Annotated in this window: 12 protein-coding genes and 1 pseudogene; 12 read left to right on the forward strand and 1 reads right to left on the reverse strand. The window is 44.6% G+C overall.

All coding sequences use genetic code 11. The features are described from left to right. Window positions 1–45 precede the first annotated feature (45 nt). Complete coding sequence (locus tag AC1U9U_RS03950; protein WP_479959248.1) at window positions 46–540, forward strand: HyaD/HybD family hydrogenase maturation endopeptidase; 495 nt, start codon at window positions 46–48, stop codon at window positions 538–540. An 87-nt stretch (window positions 541–627) separates the two neighbouring features. Here the strand turns inward: AC1U9U_RS03950 and AC1U9U_RS03955 are convergent, their stop codons facing one another. Continuing rightward, window positions 628–801 (reverse strand): DUF1540 domain-containing protein, encoded by a 174-nt coding sequence (locus AC1U9U_RS03955; protein WP_479959249.1) that lies wholly within the window; start codon window positions 799–801, stop codon window positions 628–630. Window positions 802–986: 185 nt separating this feature from the next. On the opposite strand from AC1U9U_RS03955, the gene miaB reads away from it, so the two are divergent. The 11 genes and pseudogenes from miaB to AC1U9U_RS04010 all read left to right on the forward strand — a co-directional run bounded on the left by miaB (window position 987) and on the right by AC1U9U_RS04010 (window position 15,709). Continuing rightward, window positions 987–2,330: a tRNA (N6-isopentenyl adenosine(37)-C2)-methylthiotransferase MiaB gene (gene miaB, locus AC1U9U_RS03960; protein WP_479959250.1), complete on the forward strand. Its 1,344-nt coding sequence runs from the start codon at window positions 987–989 to the stop codon at window positions 2,328–2,330. Between the two features lie 65 nt (window positions 2,331–2,395). After that, entirely contained in the window at window positions 2,396–2,782 is a 387-nt protein-coding gene (locus AC1U9U_RS03965; RefSeq protein WP_479959251.1) for a YlbF/YmcA family competence regulator, read from the forward strand. A 161-nt stretch (window positions 2,783–2,943) separates the two neighbouring features. Further along, window positions 2,944–5,496 (forward strand): annotated as a pseudogene (mutS, locus tag AC1U9U_RS03970) (DNA mismatch repair protein MutS). Window positions 5,497–5,517: 21 nt separating this feature from the next. Next, window positions 5,518–7,197 (forward strand): hydantoinase/oxoprolinase family protein, encoded by a 1,680-nt coding sequence (locus AC1U9U_RS03975; RefSeq protein ID WP_479959252.1) that lies wholly within the window; start codon window positions 5,518–5,520, stop codon window positions 7,195–7,197. Continuing rightward, the gene (locus AC1U9U_RS03980; protein WP_479959253.1) at window positions 7,194–8,519 is read left to right on the forward strand and encodes a histone deacetylase family protein; all 1,326 of its coding nucleotides are present in this window, start codon (window positions 7,194–7,196) and stop codon (window positions 8,517–8,519) included. The genes AC1U9U_RS03975 and AC1U9U_RS03980 overlap by 4 nt, the downstream gene beginning before the upstream one ends. Then, on the forward strand, window positions 8,516–10,591 hold the full coding sequence (gene mutL, locus AC1U9U_RS03985; RefSeq protein WP_479959254.1) for a DNA mismatch repair endonuclease MutL: 2,076 nt from the start codon (window positions 8,516–8,518) through the stop codon (window positions 10,589–10,591). Before AC1U9U_RS03980 ends, mutL begins: the two co-directional genes overlap by 4 nt. A 19-nt stretch (window positions 10,592–10,610) precedes the next feature. After that, window positions 10,611–11,453 (forward strand): class I SAM-dependent methyltransferase, encoded by an 843-nt coding sequence (locus tag AC1U9U_RS03990; protein WP_479959255.1) that lies wholly within the window; start codon window positions 10,611–10,613, stop codon window positions 11,451–11,453. Beyond that, window positions 11,450–12,394: a tRNA (adenosine(37)-N6)-dimethylallyltransferase MiaA gene (gene miaA, locus AC1U9U_RS03995; protein ID WP_479959256.1), complete on the forward strand. Its 945-nt coding sequence runs from the start codon at window positions 11,450–11,452 to the stop codon at window positions 12,392–12,394. Before AC1U9U_RS03990 ends, miaA begins: the two co-directional genes overlap by 4 nt. A 34-nt stretch (window positions 12,395–12,428) precedes the next feature. Next, window positions 12,429–12,674, forward strand: coding sequence for an RNA chaperone Hfq (gene hfq / locus AC1U9U_RS04000; RefSeq protein ID WP_479959257.1), 246 nt, complete (start codon window positions 12,429–12,431; stop codon window positions 12,672–12,674). 164 nt (window positions 12,675–12,838) lie between these two features. Continuing rightward, complete coding sequence (gene typA, locus AC1U9U_RS04005) at window positions 12,839–14,671, forward strand: translational GTPase TypA (RefSeq protein WP_479959258.1); 1,833 nt, start codon at window positions 12,839–12,841, stop codon at window positions 14,669–14,671. 69 nt (window positions 14,672–14,740) lie between these two features. Beyond that, window positions 14,741–15,709 (forward strand): AAA family ATPase, encoded by a 969-nt coding sequence (locus AC1U9U_RS04010; RefSeq protein WP_479959259.1) that lies wholly within the window; start codon window positions 14,741–14,743, stop codon window positions 15,707–15,709. The last annotated feature ends 12 nt before the right edge of the window (window positions 15,710–15,721 follow it).

A 15,721-nucleotide genomic window follows, 5' to 3' on the forward strand; every position in this document is an offset into this window, starting at 1 on the left:
GTATCATTACAGTTGCACAAAAGAATTGTAGAAAGGGTCAAAGGAATGGAACAACCAAAGATTATGGTCATGGGTGTCGGTAATGTTCTTCTTACCGATGAAGGACTGGGTGTCCACTTTCTTGATGTGTTATTCCAGGACCCCTTGCCGGAAAGTGTCGAGCTTCTTGAAGGCGGAACCGCCGGACTGGAATTGGTCCATCTCATTAAAGAAGTAGACTATCTTATCATTGTCGATGCCGTAAATGCCAATGACGAACCAGGTGCGATCTTTCGCTTTGAACCGGAGGACATTCGGGTAATGCCCGCTCAATTTGAGGTATCCTTTCACCAAGTGGGCATTCTGGAAGTCTTAGCTATGGCCAATATTTTGGGAACCGCTCCCAAAACACTCATCTTTGGTGTGCAGCCCAAAAGTCTGGAAATGGGGTTAGAGATGACCCCCGAGATTCAAGCTGTATTACCTAAGGTCAAGGAACTAGTTCTTCAAGAAATTGATCATATTCTTGAAAAGGGCGATTTTCGCCAGATTAATCTTTGATTCCAGTTTTTTACACAACTACTAAAGGGAACCGGATTTCTGCCGGTTCCCTTGTTATTGTTAATCTCATACGTAATGCTGTCAGAACTATACTTTTTCTCTGCCATCCCCTAGTTCGAAGGTACCACAGTCAGTTGCTTCGGTTGTACGAACTTCTGCGTGGTGTTTGGTCACTTGGATTTCTCCGGCATGACAAATTTTCGCTGCTTCATTATACTTACATTCAACAACATTGCAATAAACCTTTGGACTATCTGCCATTCTTATCACCTCCATAGTTAAGGATACCCAGTAATATCTGCTTTTACACAAATAACCTACCATTATATACTATCTTGAATATCCGAATAGAATATCAGTAGGAGTTACCTTGACTAGCACCCGAAATTGAATTATGTTATCCTTTATGAAGTATAATACTACTAATCAGGAGTGAATCGAGCAAAATGTCAATAGAGCATTCCGGCAAGAAGGTTGTAACTTTAGCCTATGGTTGTCAAATGTCTGAACGAGACGCCGATACCTTGACAGAGATATCCGGTCAAAAAGGATATAGTCGTGGTGAAGAGCTGGAACAGGCCGATTTAATCATTATTAATACCTGCTGTGTGCGCGAAAGTGCCGAGAATAAAATTCTCGGTAAGATCGGCGAGCTTAAGCACTTAAAAGAAGCTAATCCTCAACTGAAAATCGCTGTATCCGGCTGTATGGTTCAACAGCCGGGGGCCTTGGAACGCCTTAAAAAAAGAGCACCCCATGTGGATATTTGGGCCGGAACCCACAATATCCATGAATTCCAACGTCTCTTAGAGGAATCCGAAGAAAAAGGGAAAGTAGCCGAAGTTTGGGAGAAGCCAAAGGAAACCACTGAGTCCGTACCCCTTGCTGAAAAAGGTAAGTTAAAAGCCTTCGTCAATATTAGTTACGGCTGTGACAATTTCTGTACCTATTGTATTGTCCCCCATGTGCGGGGGCGGGAACGTAGTCGCAAGCCGGAGGATATTATTGAGGAGATAAAAGCTCTGGTTAAGACCGGTTGTCGCGAAGTTACTTTGCTTGGGCAAAATGTCAACTCCTATGGTCATGATTTGGATACACCCTACGATTTTGCAGATCTGCTCAAAGCTGTAGATACCATTGAAGGATTATGGCGAATCCGCTTTATGACCTCTCACCCCAAAGATTTATCTGATAAACTGATTGAAACCATTGCCGCCGGTACTCATCTTTGCGAACACATTCATCTGCCTTGCCAAGCCGGCAGCGATGAGATCCTAAGGCGTATGAATCGCAAGTATACTCGGGAATACTATCTGAGTCGGATCGCCAAAATTAATGAATTAATTCCCCGCGCTAGTTTAACCACAGATATTATTGTTGGCTTCCCCGGTGAGACCGAAGAGGACTTTGCCCAGACCTTAGAGCTTGTCCAACAAGTACAGTATAGCCAAGCTTTTACCTTTATGTATTCCAAACGCTCTGGCACACCTGCCGCTCAAATGGGTGAACAAATCCCCTTAGATATTAAAAAACATCGTCTACAAAGGCTGATCAATGTGCAAAATGCCCAAAGTTTAGGGTGGCGTCAACAAATGGTTGGGCATACCTATGAGGTTCTGGTAGAGGGCCCCAGTAAATCGAACCCTGATCGCTTAACTGGACGTACTCGGGGATATGAATTAGTGGTCTTTCCCGGAGATTTAGGTCTCGTTGGTACCCTGGTCAATGTGGATATTCTGGAGGCAAATTCTTGGACACTCTTCGGTAAAGCATCAGCAAAAAATCAATAATATTAACTCCAACTTGCAGGAATCAAGGAACAAGTGTAGAATCAAACGAACATGGAGGTGTTGTAATGACGGCAGAAATTATGGAAAAAGCCGAAGTCCTAGCCGCTGCTATTGCTAAAAGTGTAGAATTACAAAATATGCGTAGCGCGGAAGAAGCAATGATGGCTGACGAACAAGCTCAACAGATCATTGCCGATTTTCAAAATGAACAGCAACGAGTTTATGAACTACAATCTCAAGGTCAAGAATTATCTGAGGAACACAAGCAAGCCATAGAAGCAATGGAAGCTAAAGTAGAAGGTTATCCTCCCATTGCCGCCTATCTGCAAGCTCAAGACCAATTTACAAAAATGTTGGATACCATTAACGGTATTTTAGCACAAGCAATTGCTAATGATCCCCAGGGTGGGAGCTGCTCCTCAGGATGTGCCGGTTGCAGCGGAGGCTGTTAATTTAGAGGTTCTTGGTTGCTTATAAGCCGTATAAAATACATTCTGATTAACCAAAAGAGGGAAGAGTAGATACTCTTCCCTTTAGAATATGCACCTTCGCCTGTTTCTCATATAGTTGCCAGTACACACCCTCTTGATCCTTATGTTAAGGAGTCGTTAAGATGACTACACCAATGATGCAGCAATATAAATCCATAAAATCGCAAGCTCCCGACGCTATTCTTTTTTTTCGCTTAGGAGACTTTTACGAAATGTTCGGAGAAGATGCTTTGACAGCAGCTCCCATACTGGAAATTGCCTAAACAGGCCGTGACTCCGGGGGAGGGGAAAGGACCCCCATGTGTGGTGTCCCTTACCATTCTGTCGAAGGGTATTTAGTGAAACTTGTTTCTGCCGGACATAAAGTTGCCATTTGCGAACAGGTCGAGGACCCCCAAACTGCTAAAGGAATCGTTAAACGGGAAATTGTGCGCATAATCTCACCGGGTACTTTAACCGAGGCTCTAGCCGAACAGACCAATAACTTTTTAGCTGCGGTCTTTCATGAGCAAGATTGGGGATTAGCTTTTGTAGATGTTTCCACTGGAGAGTTCACGATTTTTCAAACTCAATTCCTAGATATTCTGACAACGGAGCTTTCCCGGATTCGTCCTTCCGAATTGCTTTTACCCTCTGAACTTGCGAAAACCAAGCGTTGGCAAAATTACTATCTTACCCAGCGGGAAAAGGGGATTTTTTACAAGACTAATCTTCAAGAGCGTTTTCCCGAGCAAGCAGAAACTTTTCGCGAATTCCCTGTAGCTATGAAAGCTGCTAACGGACTTTGGCAATATATTTTGGACACTTCTCCCGGTCTTGAACCGTCCCATATCCTGCAAATCAATACCTACTTACCAGAACATTGGATGCTCCTAGATCCCTGGACCAGGCGCAATCTAGAGCTTACTGAATCTATTCGTGGCCAAGAAAAGAAGGGGACCTTGCTCTCCGTATTGGATTATACTAAGACAGCTTTTGGTGGAAGATTGCTTAGACGTTGGATTGAACAGCCTTTGATTTCTAAAAATCAGATTGAAAAACGATTGGACAATGTTGAGGCTTTAGTTAAAGATAGCTTTTTAAGAAGTGACCTTATTCAGCAATTAAATAAGGTATTTGACCTTGAACGTCTGATGGGAAAGGTCTCCTATGGTACCGCCAATGCCCGAGACTTGCTTTCTTTAGCCCAAACCCTAGGGGTTTTGCCACAACTACGGGGCCTGCTTTCTGATCAAACCTTCCCTTCATTGAAAACCTATCTTCCAGCTCTAGAGGGTCTTGATGACTTAGCTTTGAATTTAGAGCATGCCATCAACCCTGATGCCCCTATTTCCTTAAGAGAAGGTAACCTCCTTAGGGAGGGGTACTCAGAGGAAATTGATGAATTACGAAGCATCGCCACCGGAGGTAAGGTCTGGGTCGCAAAATTAGAGAACATGGAAAAGGAACGAACCGGAATTCGTTCCCTTAAAGTTGGCTATAATAAAGTATTTGGGTACTATATCGAAGTTACTCATGCTAACTCCCATTTAGTACCCCCTGAGTATATCCGCAAGCAAACCCTAGCAAACGCAGAGCGCTTTATCACTCCCGAACTGAAGGAGTATGAACAAAAAATCCTCGGTGCCGAAGAAAAAGTCATGAATATTGAATATCAACTTTTCCTCGAACTCCGGGAAAAAGTCCGTTCCTATACCCCAAAGATCTTAGAAGCTGCCCACGCTCTAGCTGAAATTGACGTCTATACAAGTCTGGCCGAAGCGGCTGTTCGCAATCATTATATACGTCCTGAAATACTCACTAAGGGAGACCTTCACATCTTAGAGGGACGGCATCCTGTGGTGGAAACTATGCTCCATGACAATTCCTTTGTCCCTAATGACACACTTTTAACCCCGCAAAAACATCTAGCCTTGATCACTGGACCAAATATGGCAGGTAAATCTACCTATATGCGCCAGGTGGCCTTAATTGTTCTGATGGCTCAAATCGGCAGCTTTGTTCCTGCACAAAAAGCCGCTATCCCCATTGCTGATCATATCTTTACCCGAGTAGGAGCATCCGATGATTTGGCTTCGGGTCAGAGTACCTTTATGGTTGAGATGTATGAAGTTGCCCATATTCTTCGCCATGTAACCCCTAATAGCCTCATCATTTTAGATGAAGTGGGGCGGGGGACTGCTACCTACGATGGATTAAGTATTGCTTGGGCTGTAGCCGAATATTTGGCCAGCCAAGAGTTCAGTCCGAAAACCTTATTTGCAACTCATTATCATGAATTAACTGATTTGGAAGAATCACACTCGGGAATCTTTAACCTGCATGTAGGTGTTCGCGAACATGGAGAAGAGATAATTTTTCTCCATAAAATCATTCCCGGCCGGGCCGATCGCAGTTATGGAATCCAGGTGGCAAAATTAGCGGGGCTACCTGCTAAGCTCTTGCAGCGGGCCAAGATTATCCTCCATGAATTAGAGACATCCTCTAATGAAAGTAGAAAAGATAATATCCTAAAAGTAAACGAAGCAACTCAGCTCACCTTGTTCGAGGTGCAGCCCCGAGACCCCTTATTACAGGAGATTGCTGAATTAGCCTTAGAAGATTTAACCCCAAGGCAGGCTATGGAATATCTTTTTGACCTAAAAGAGCGCATTAATGCTTCAGAATCTATATAAAGAAAACATAGGAGGGACATTATGGTATACCAAGTCGGGATTGACGTCGGTGGGACGTTCACAGATGGAGCTCTCATTTATGAGAATCGTCTGATCAGTAAGACGAAAGTACCTACTCAATCAGATAATCTGCTGGAAACCCTGCTTCATGCACTGGAAAGTCTTGGGGTTTTTAATAAAACCGTAGATAATATCACAGTCAGTACCACCTTGGTTACCAATGCCATCCTAGAAAATAAAATGCCATCTGTAGAATTATTCCTTTTTCCGGGATCGGGGATGAGATTAGAGGCACTGCCCTGGCCGGTTCCTTATCATACTTTAAAGGGAGAAATAGATTATCGGGGTCGGGAACTGACTCCCCCAGATGAATTAGAATGGCGACGAATTTGCAATCAATTAGATTTTACTTCAGTTACCCAAGCGGCAGTAGTCAGTAAATTTTCCCATCGCAATCGAGTCTTTGAAGATAGCTTAGCTCAGTTTCTCAATAAGCGTTATCCGGATTTAGCAGTTTCCCTTGGCTACGAATGGGGAAGTGCGAATTTTTATCGGCGAAGCCTAACCACTTACCTTAACACTGCCAGCAAACACCTCTACTCTCAATTCTCCTCCCAGTTGCACCAAGCTGTAGAAAAAAACGGCTCAAAGGCCCAGATAACGGTTCTTAAGGCCGATGGAGGAGTTGTACCCAGTAATCAACTGCGGCCGGTTGATTCCATCAATTCCGGACCAGCCGCCAGTGTCATTGGGGCACTTGCTCAAGTAGATCCTCAGGATTCTCTGGTTGTAGTGGATATTGGCGGTACAACCACGGATATCGGATTAATACTGTCAGGCGAGCCTTTAATGAGTGCTCATGGTGCCCAAATTGGTCCTTATCTGACATTAATCCGTACCCTATCTACTCGCTCAATACCGATAGGGGGAGATTCAACTATTTTACCCTCAGCAGATCTTCCAGAGGGCTTTGATATTGCACCTTACCGAACAGGACCGGCCTATTGTCTTGGCGGAAAGTATCCCACCCCCACCGATGCAATGCGTTATTTACGGCGGATCACTCACGGGAATTATGAGCGAGCAGAGGAAGCGTTGGCCACCTTATTACCTCCGGAATCAAGAAATCCTGAATCCCTTACTCAACTAGCTACAAGGATTCTCGAAAGATTTGCAGATGAGGTTGCGCGGACCTTTACCAGTCTACATAAGGAGTGGCAAGAGGAACCCGCTTATAAGGTGTGGGAGGTTTTGCATCCTCATAGCTCTAAAGATTTTTATATCTGGGTCAGTGGAGGAAGTGCCCAAGGAATTGCCCCTTCCTTAGAGGATAGAGTTCAACGACCCGTTCGCTATACTGAACATGGGGATGTGTCTAATGCCATCGGTGCAGCACTTGCCCGCCCTACTTTTTCCTGCACCCTTCATTTAGATACCACCCTCCGCACTTACCGAATTGAAGAATTCGGGGAACAAGGACAATGGCTTGGTTCTAAACGTCCTCATAAAGAAGTTAGGGATTTTTTACAAAAAATCGCTCAAGAAAAGGCCCAAAAAGTTGGCTTAAATCTTGCTGAACTTGAACTTAAACCCCAACCTTTTGATTTTTTCCCAGTGGTAAAAGGTTATGAAACAGTTGGGCAAATTGTCCGGGGTTCTGTAGTTGTTCCCCCGGGAGTGGTCGGGAGGCTTGAGACATGAAAAATACCGGTTTAATATTCTTCCCAGCTTTTGACTGGTCATTAGGTGATACCCATCCCGAAAGGGAAGAAAGGCTTCTCTATACTCAAGAACAGTTGTTTGAAGAGGGGGTAATGGACCTTCCCCAGATTAAACAGTATTCACCAGGTCTTGCTTCTTTGAAGGATGTCTTACGAACCCAAGGAATTTTCCCAGAGCCTGCAAACCATGACTTGGATGCCCATCTAATTGCTGCAGGGAGTTCCCTGGTTCTAGGGGAAGCCTGGGCTAAAAAGGAAATCACCAATGGGTTTGCCCTTGTTCGGCCGCCGGGCCATCACTCCGGGGCAACCGTACTTGGTAACCGGGGATTTTGCACACTTAACAATGAAGCAATTCTGATTAACTATCTGCGCACCTTTTATGGAATTAAAAAAATTGCCATAGTAGATACCGATGTCCACCATGGAGACGGAACCCAGGATATTTTTTACAATGACCCCAATGTATTGTTTATTTCCATCCATCAGGATGGCCGGACTCTCTATCCGGGAAGCGGCTTTACCTATGAAAAAGGCGGCCCCAATGCCTGGGAAACCACTCTCAATATTCCCCTGCCTCCCGGAACCGGTGATGATGATATTCATTATGTTCTGGAAAATTGGGTTCTTCCTCGCATCAAAGATTTTCAGCCGGATCTAATTATTAACTCTGCTGGACAAGACAACCACTTTACTGACCCCCTAGCTTCGATGAATGTTACAGCGCGTGGTTATGGCCGTATTACTGAGCTGATTAATCCTGATTTGGCAGTTTTGGAAGGGGGATATTCCATAGAAGGGGCATTGCCTTATGTGAATCTTGCCATAGTTCTTGCCTTAGCAGGAGAAGACTATAGCGGTGTTATCGAACCCCAAAAGCCTCGCCATCCTCAAAGCGGTTCCAATTCCTTTAAAGGCTTCCTCAAGGAACTAAAAGACCAATATCGTCGAGCTAAACCGGAATGGAATACCCGTGCAGATAACTTCTTGCCCAAAGGCAAATGGGTCTACTATCCTCATTCAGTTTATTATGATACTGAAGGTTTCCGGGAAATTAGGAAGGACTGGATTCGCCAGTGCAACCACTGCGGAGGAACGGTCGGCATTGAAAGCCAGCACACCATGACCGGCAAAGACTCGGTCCTAATTCGTATTCCCTTTGCTGCTTGTCCTGAATGTACTCAAGCAGGCTATGATTTATGGGAGCACTATATTGGCCGTAAGTCATCGGTTTTACTCCAGGATCAACTGAACAATAAAGTTGAGTTTTGGCATTTAGATAAGGGGGTAACTAGTTATTGACCTCAAAAATACAGATCCTTGACACAATAGCTGCCAATCAGATCGCCGCCGGAGAAGTGGTGGAGCGCCCTGTCTCCGTTGTGAAAGAGCTAATCGAAAACGCCCTTGATGCTAATGCTACCCAAATCGAGATAACTATTGAAGGTAGCGGCATAGAGAGGATTCGTATCCAAGATAATGGACAAGGAATCCCTGCCGAGGACTTACCCCTTTCCGTATTGCGCCATGCCACCAGTAAAATCCGCCGAATCGATGATCTTATATCTTTACAAACCCTTGGCTTTCGCGGGGAAGCTTTGCCCAGTATCGCCTCTGTCTCGAAAATGGAAATAATCAGCCGCCCTCCCTCAGAAATAGCTGGATGGCTTTTACAGGTAGAAGGCGGAGAGCAGATCGAATTTAAGGAGATCGGTTGCCCTCCGGGGACTATCATAACTGTTGATGACTTATTCTTTAATACCCCGGCCCGGCGCAAGTTTTTAAAGTCAAAGAATACGGAATTTGGCCTAATCTCGGATGTAATCGGACGCCTTTCCTTGGCTCGTCCTGATGTATCCTTTACCCTTAAACACCCCAAAACTCTCGTTCTGCATACACCGGGAAGGGGGCAATTGCTGGAAAGCATCGGTGCTGTCCTAGGCCAATCTACCGCCCGTCGCCTTTTACCGATTTCTTATAGCCAGGGTGATTGGCACCTAGAGGGCTATATTAGCCCACCAGATCTGGTCCGCTCCACTAAACAAGGAGAGACACTGATCGTAAATCAACGGATAATTCGTTCCCAAAGCATCAGTAGGGCTATTTTAGAGGGGTATCATACCTTGATTCCCGCCAAACTTTACCCTATTATCGTTTTAAATCTTGAACTTCCACCCCATGAATATGATGTCAATGTTCACCCCACCAAGATGGAGATCCGTTTTCATAATGAAAAGGAACTGAGTCAATTCATAGCAGAAGGGATTCGAAAAACCCTGCTTCAGGCCTATCCTGTTGCACCTTTTGCCAGAGAATCACGCCGTAGTCCCTTTGCAAGTACTGTTGATACTTCAACACACACTTCTACTCCTACTTCAACTAGTAGTTCTACGGCAAAGCCCTCTCAATATGCCTTTAGCTTTACCTCCAAAAGACCTAATAATCCACCTATAGATTCCAAGGCTTCCTGGGATTCCGCTAGTTCCGAGACTTTCGCCAAAGCTACAACTGTCACTGGTAGAGAGGGAAATTTCACCGACAATGTAGGTCCTATATTCCCCGAGGGAAAACTATCGAATAAAGAAAATGATCCTTATTATCTCAAAGAATCCGGACCAAAATCTCCATTTAATCCTCTAATTTGCAATCCCACCGTATCTACTATATCCACCCTCCCTGTACCCCCGGAAAAATTACAGCCGGAAGATACTGAACCAGCTTCGGAAGAAAAAACTCCAGATGTCTTTAGTGATGATCCCTATATTGTGCCGGAAGAACTCAAAAGCGCAAATCCACTCCTTGCCTTAAGACCCATCGGCCAAGTATTCAACACTTATATTCTGGCAACCGATGCGGAACAATTAGTAATCATTGATCAACATGCTGCTCATGAACGAATCAATTACGAACGATTATTAAAAGAATTCCGCAACCAACCTGGGGATAGTCAAATGTTATTGGTTCCCCTTACCATGGAATTTACCCCAGGGGAAGAAGAAGCCCTTTTGGAATATATCCTGGTGCTTAATGAGATGGGCTTTATTCTTGAACAATTCGGGACAAGAACCTATCTACTACGGGGTATTCCGGCCTATAGCGGCCATTTTCAGGGCGAAAAACTGCTGCGGGATTTCCTGGACCAAGTTCTACTCAATCATATCCCTCCGACGATGGATCAATTGCTGGAGGAATGGATCTATTTATTAGCCTGCAAAGAATCCATAAGGGCCCGGGAAAACTTAACCCTAATGGAGATGGAGCAACTCCTAGTCCGGCTGAGCAAGACAGATAATCCTTTCACCTGTCCTCATGGCCGTCCCACCATGATTCAATTGAGTAAGGAGGAGTTGGAACACCGTTTTTACAGAAACTAAGAATAGGGGAGCCAATTCGATGATTCAGTCAACAGTAATTTTAAATATCACCCATCCCCAAGACCCTATTCTTCGGGAGAAGGCGCATTGGTTTTCTCAACAACCCGGTATAAAGCTTCTCGACCTGGAAAAGAAGGCTTCTGTTTCACAAGAGCATAAAGGCACTTTATATCCTATCCTGCAAATCAGCCGCAAAGGGGTTTGCCTGGAGACGGGGAAAGCTTCCTTAAGATTTCATCCGAATATGGCTTTACTCCGAGTTATTCAGCTGCTCAGAGGGGAACCTGATCGTTTCCTTAGGGCGACCCAACTAAAGGAAGGGGATACATTTTTAGATGCCACATTAGGGCTGGGAACCGATGCCCTAGTGGCAGCCTATCAAGTAGGCAATAAGGGACAAGTGATTGGTTTGGAGCACTCATCTATTCTTGCTGCCTTAGTCCAAGAGGGTTTAAGGTCTTTAGCTCAGGGTGCCTATCCACCAGTGGCAAATCCTGATAAAGCCAAAGCGTGGCAAGCTTTAGCTGAAGCAGCCCGGCGGATTACCGTTCAGTGGGGAGACCACCAGGAGCTGCTTACTCAGTTGCCCACCAACTCAGTCGATGTAATTTACTTTGATCCTATGTTCCGTCACACCCGTGAGCAAAGCACTTCCATTCGACCTTTGCACGAAGTATCCAATCCCGAACCCCTCGCCAAGCAGTCAGTACAGGAGGCCTACCGGGCAGCACGAAAGCGTGTTATTCTTAAAGAGAGAAAGAACAGCCACGAATTTACTCGTTTAGGTTTTTTCATCGAAGAAGGAGGAAATTATAGTCATGTGGACTATGGGGTTATGGAAAAGGAGGGGGCTGGTTCATGAAACCATTAATTATTATCGTTGGACCAACCGCAGTAGGGAAGACGGCTCTGGGAGTTGCCCTTGCTCAAGCCCTTAATGGTGAGATCATCTCAGGAGACTCGGTGCAAGTATATCGAAAACTGGATATTGGTTCGGCAAAACCTACCCAAGCAGAACAGAGAGATATCCCCCACCATTTGCTGGACTTTCTTGACCCCAATGAACCTTTTACCGTAGCTCAGTTTCAAACTTTAGCCAATCAATGTATTCAAGATATCCATGATCGTGGCAAGATCCCCATTGTGGTAGGAGGTACCGGTCTTTATATTCGTTCTTTGATTGATCCTTTTGATTTTGCCGAAATTGGCTCAGAGTCAATTCGCAAATATTGGACTGCTTTTCTAGAGGAACAAGGCAAAGAAGCTCTCCATGGCGAATTATCGAAGCTAGATCCTCTGAGTGCTCAGCGTCTGCATCCCAATGATTATGTCCGGATAATTAGGGCCTTGGAGGTATGCCGGATAACCGGGAAGCCCTTCTCGGAAATCCGGGGCAACCAAGATTCGCAATACCCGCCCCTACCTTCTTCAATTCTTTATGTAGGGCTAACGGCGCCACGGGAAATTATCTATGAGCGTATCAATCTTCGTTGTGAGCAAATGATAGCTTCGGGACTAATCGAAGAAACTCATAATTTACTTAAAGAAGGCTATTCCTCAAATATTAAACCTTTGCAAAGCATTGGTTACCGACACGCTCTTCTTTACCTCTTCGGCAAAGCAACTCCAGCTGAGATGCTAAGAATTTTTCAAAGGGATACCCGGCATTTCGCCAAACGCCAGCTAACTTGGTTTCGCCGAGATCCCAGGATTACTTGGTACGATACTTATACCGGTGATCTAAGAAATATTCTTGAATCCTTGCTAGACACTTGCAGACAAATCGAAAGTCGTGTAGAATAGAAAAATAGAAATAGATGGTGGTGGAGGGAAAAAAATGAACAAATCGCCCATCAATTTACAGGATACTTTTTTAAACCAAGTCCGGAAAGAGAATATGCCAGTCACGATCTACTTAGTGAATGGCTTTCAATTAAAAGGCCTAGTCCGCGGATTTGATAATTTTACGGTAGTGATTGAATTTGAAGGTAAACAACAAATGGTATATAAGCACGCCATTTCTACAGTAATGCCTCTGCGTCCGATTAATTTAGTTGCAGCATCTAACACCCCTGCAGAGTAAGGTTAAACATAAAGGGTCATGTTTTGAAAAGCCTGATTCAATCAGGCTTTTTTCGTGTGTAGAATTACTTTTTCAAGGCATTACTAAATTTGGCTTATTGTACAGATAATAAAGCCATGATATATTAAAATTTAGTGGTAATTTAGTTTAGAAAGGGAAATTTGATGAAATCTGTAAATATTCGCAACATCGCAATTATTGCCCACGTTGATCATGGGAAAACAACTTTAGTAGATGCCATGCTTAAGCAAAGCGGAACTTTCCGTGCCAATCAAAATGTCATGGAGCGAGTTATGGACTCCAATGATTTAGAGCGGGAGCGGGGGATTACGATCCTTTCCAAAAATACCGCGGTTAATTGGCAGGGTACCAAAATCAATATCGTTGATACCCCTGGTCATGCCGATTTTGGCGGTGAAGTAGAACGTGTTCTAAAGATGGTGGATGGGGTACTGTTGATTGTGGACTCTTATGAAGGACCAATGCCCCAGACCCGTTTTGTTTTGCGTAAGGCTTTAGAGTTAAAACTTGTCCCCATTGTCGTCATCAATAAGATCGACCGTCCTGATGCCCGTCCGGCGGAGGTGGTTGATGAAGTTCTCGATTTATTTATTGAACTGGGTGCCGATGATGAACAGCTTGATTTTCCGGTAGTTTATGCTTCGGCACGAGAAGGAATCGCCGGGTTAAGCCCCGATCAACTGATCAATACCCTTGAACCACTTTTCAGTGTAGTATTGGAGCATATTCCCGCTCCCTATGTGGATACTGAGGCACCTCTTCAGCTCTTAGCGACTACCTTGGATTACGATGATTATGTTGGCAAAATCGTCATTGGCCGGGTCGTACGCGGTAAAGTTCACCAAGGAGAGAGTATTACCCTAATCAAAAGAGATGGAAGTTTTGAACGGACTAAAATCGGCAAAGTCTATACCTATGAGGGTTTGAAGCGCATTGATATCCCGGAGGCGGTAGCCGGGGAAATTGTTGCCCTTACGGGCTTAACCACTGCTAACATTGGCGAAACTGTAGCTGATGCCAATAATCCGGAGGCTCTCCCGGTAATTGAAGTGGATGAACCCACCTTGACCATGAATTATATTGTCAATAACAGCCCTTTTGCCGGGCAAGAAGGAGAATTTGTCACCTCTCGGAAACTTCGGGAGCGGCTTTACAAAGAAATCGAGACCAATGTCAGCCTACGGGTTGAAGAGACGGATTCTGCCGATTCCTTTAAAGTTTCCGGACGTGGTGAGCTCCATCTTTCCATTCTTATCGAAAATATGCGGCGGGAAGGCTATGAACTTCAAGTCTCGAAACCAGAGGTTATTTACAAAATGATCAATGGGGAAAAATACGAACCAATTGAATACTTGATCTGTGACATTCCTGAGTCTGCTATGGGTACCGTTATTGAGTTATTGGGAAAACGTAAAGCGGAAATGGTGAATATGACTCATATTTCCCCGACGCAAATGCGGGTGGAATTTAAAGTTCCCGCCCGGGGACTCATCGGCTTTCGTGGTGACTTTTTAACTGAGACCAGAGGCGAAGGGATTATGAGTCATGTCTTTAACGGCTATGAACCCTATAAAGGTGATATTCCCGGAAGAAGCCGCGGTGTCTTGATCGCCTTTGAAACTGGAGAAGCTACCACCTACGGACTTCATGCCGCTCAAGAGCGTGGAGTTACCTTTATTGAGCCCGGAACCAAGATATATGAAGGAACGATCGTCGGCGAAAGCAATCGGGAGCAAGATATTGAAGTCAATGTGGCTAAGAAAAAACATGTAACGAATATGCGCTCCAGCAATGCCGAGGAAGCCTTACGCTTAGAAAAGGCTAAAATATTTACTTTGGAACAGGCTTTAGAATATATTGACGATGACGAACTGGTGGAAATTACCCCCAAGAGCGTTCGTCTGCGTAAAAAACACTTGGATAAGAACGCTCGGGTAAGATATGCTAAGTCCTTATCTTCCAATAGCGCGAAATGAGCAAGAATTTTTCGGACACCTTTCCCGTCTTACTGCGTATAGTAGTAAAGACGGGAGGTGTCACAACTTATGCCAATTCGTATTACCTTTCGACCGGAAAAAAATCAACCTCCAATTGTGGAAACCCCGCTGGCTCCGGCAAAAGCATCTGTTGAAGAGGATATTCAGGAGCTATCCTATCGAGGCCGAAAGGTAACATCGAACCAGAATGAGAAAAACAATGTTGCGGAAATCTTAGCCGAATTAGATTCTTTAATCGGTCTGGAAACAGTTAAAAACCTGATTCACGAAATACAAGCTTACCTCGAAATTACCAAGCGCCGCTCCCGAGAAAAGCTTGCTGCCGAACCCCTGGTGCTCCATATGATTTTTCGCGGCAACCCCGGAACAGGTAAAACAACTGTTGCACGCTTAATCGGCAAACTCTTCAAAGAGATGGATGTCCTCCAAAAAGGGCATATTATAGAATGTGAAAGAGCTGATCTAGTAGGGGAATATATCGGACATACCGCTCAAAAAACCCGGGATCAAGTCAAAAAGGCTTTAGGAGGAGTTCTTTTTATTGATGAAGCCTATTCCCTGGCGCGGGGAGGAGAAAAAGATTTCGGCAAAGAAGCCATCGATGCTCTTGTGAAAGCTATGGAAGATCACAAGAATGAATTAATCCTGATTTTGGCAGGATATAAAAACGAAATGGAATGGTTTTTGCAGACTAACCCAGGTCTTAGATCCCGTTTTCCCATACATATTGATTTTCCCGATTACTCAATTGATGAGCTCTTAAGCATCGGGGACTCCATGCTCAAAACTCGTCAATATGAACTGACTTTTGAAGCTCGGGAATCCTTCCGGATAATGCTTGAGGGTGTATTAAACTCACACCCCTATGCGGGAAATGCGCGCTTAGTACGCAATATGGTCGAGAAAACTATTCGCAGACAAGCGGTACGCTTATATAAAAAATCAACCTCATCCCGTGAAGAACTGATCCGAATACTTCCCTGTGATCTGATTCTGGATGGGGAGGATTTGAAATAGGTAAAATGGCAA

The organism is Desulfitobacterium sp. (assembly GCF_982384815.1).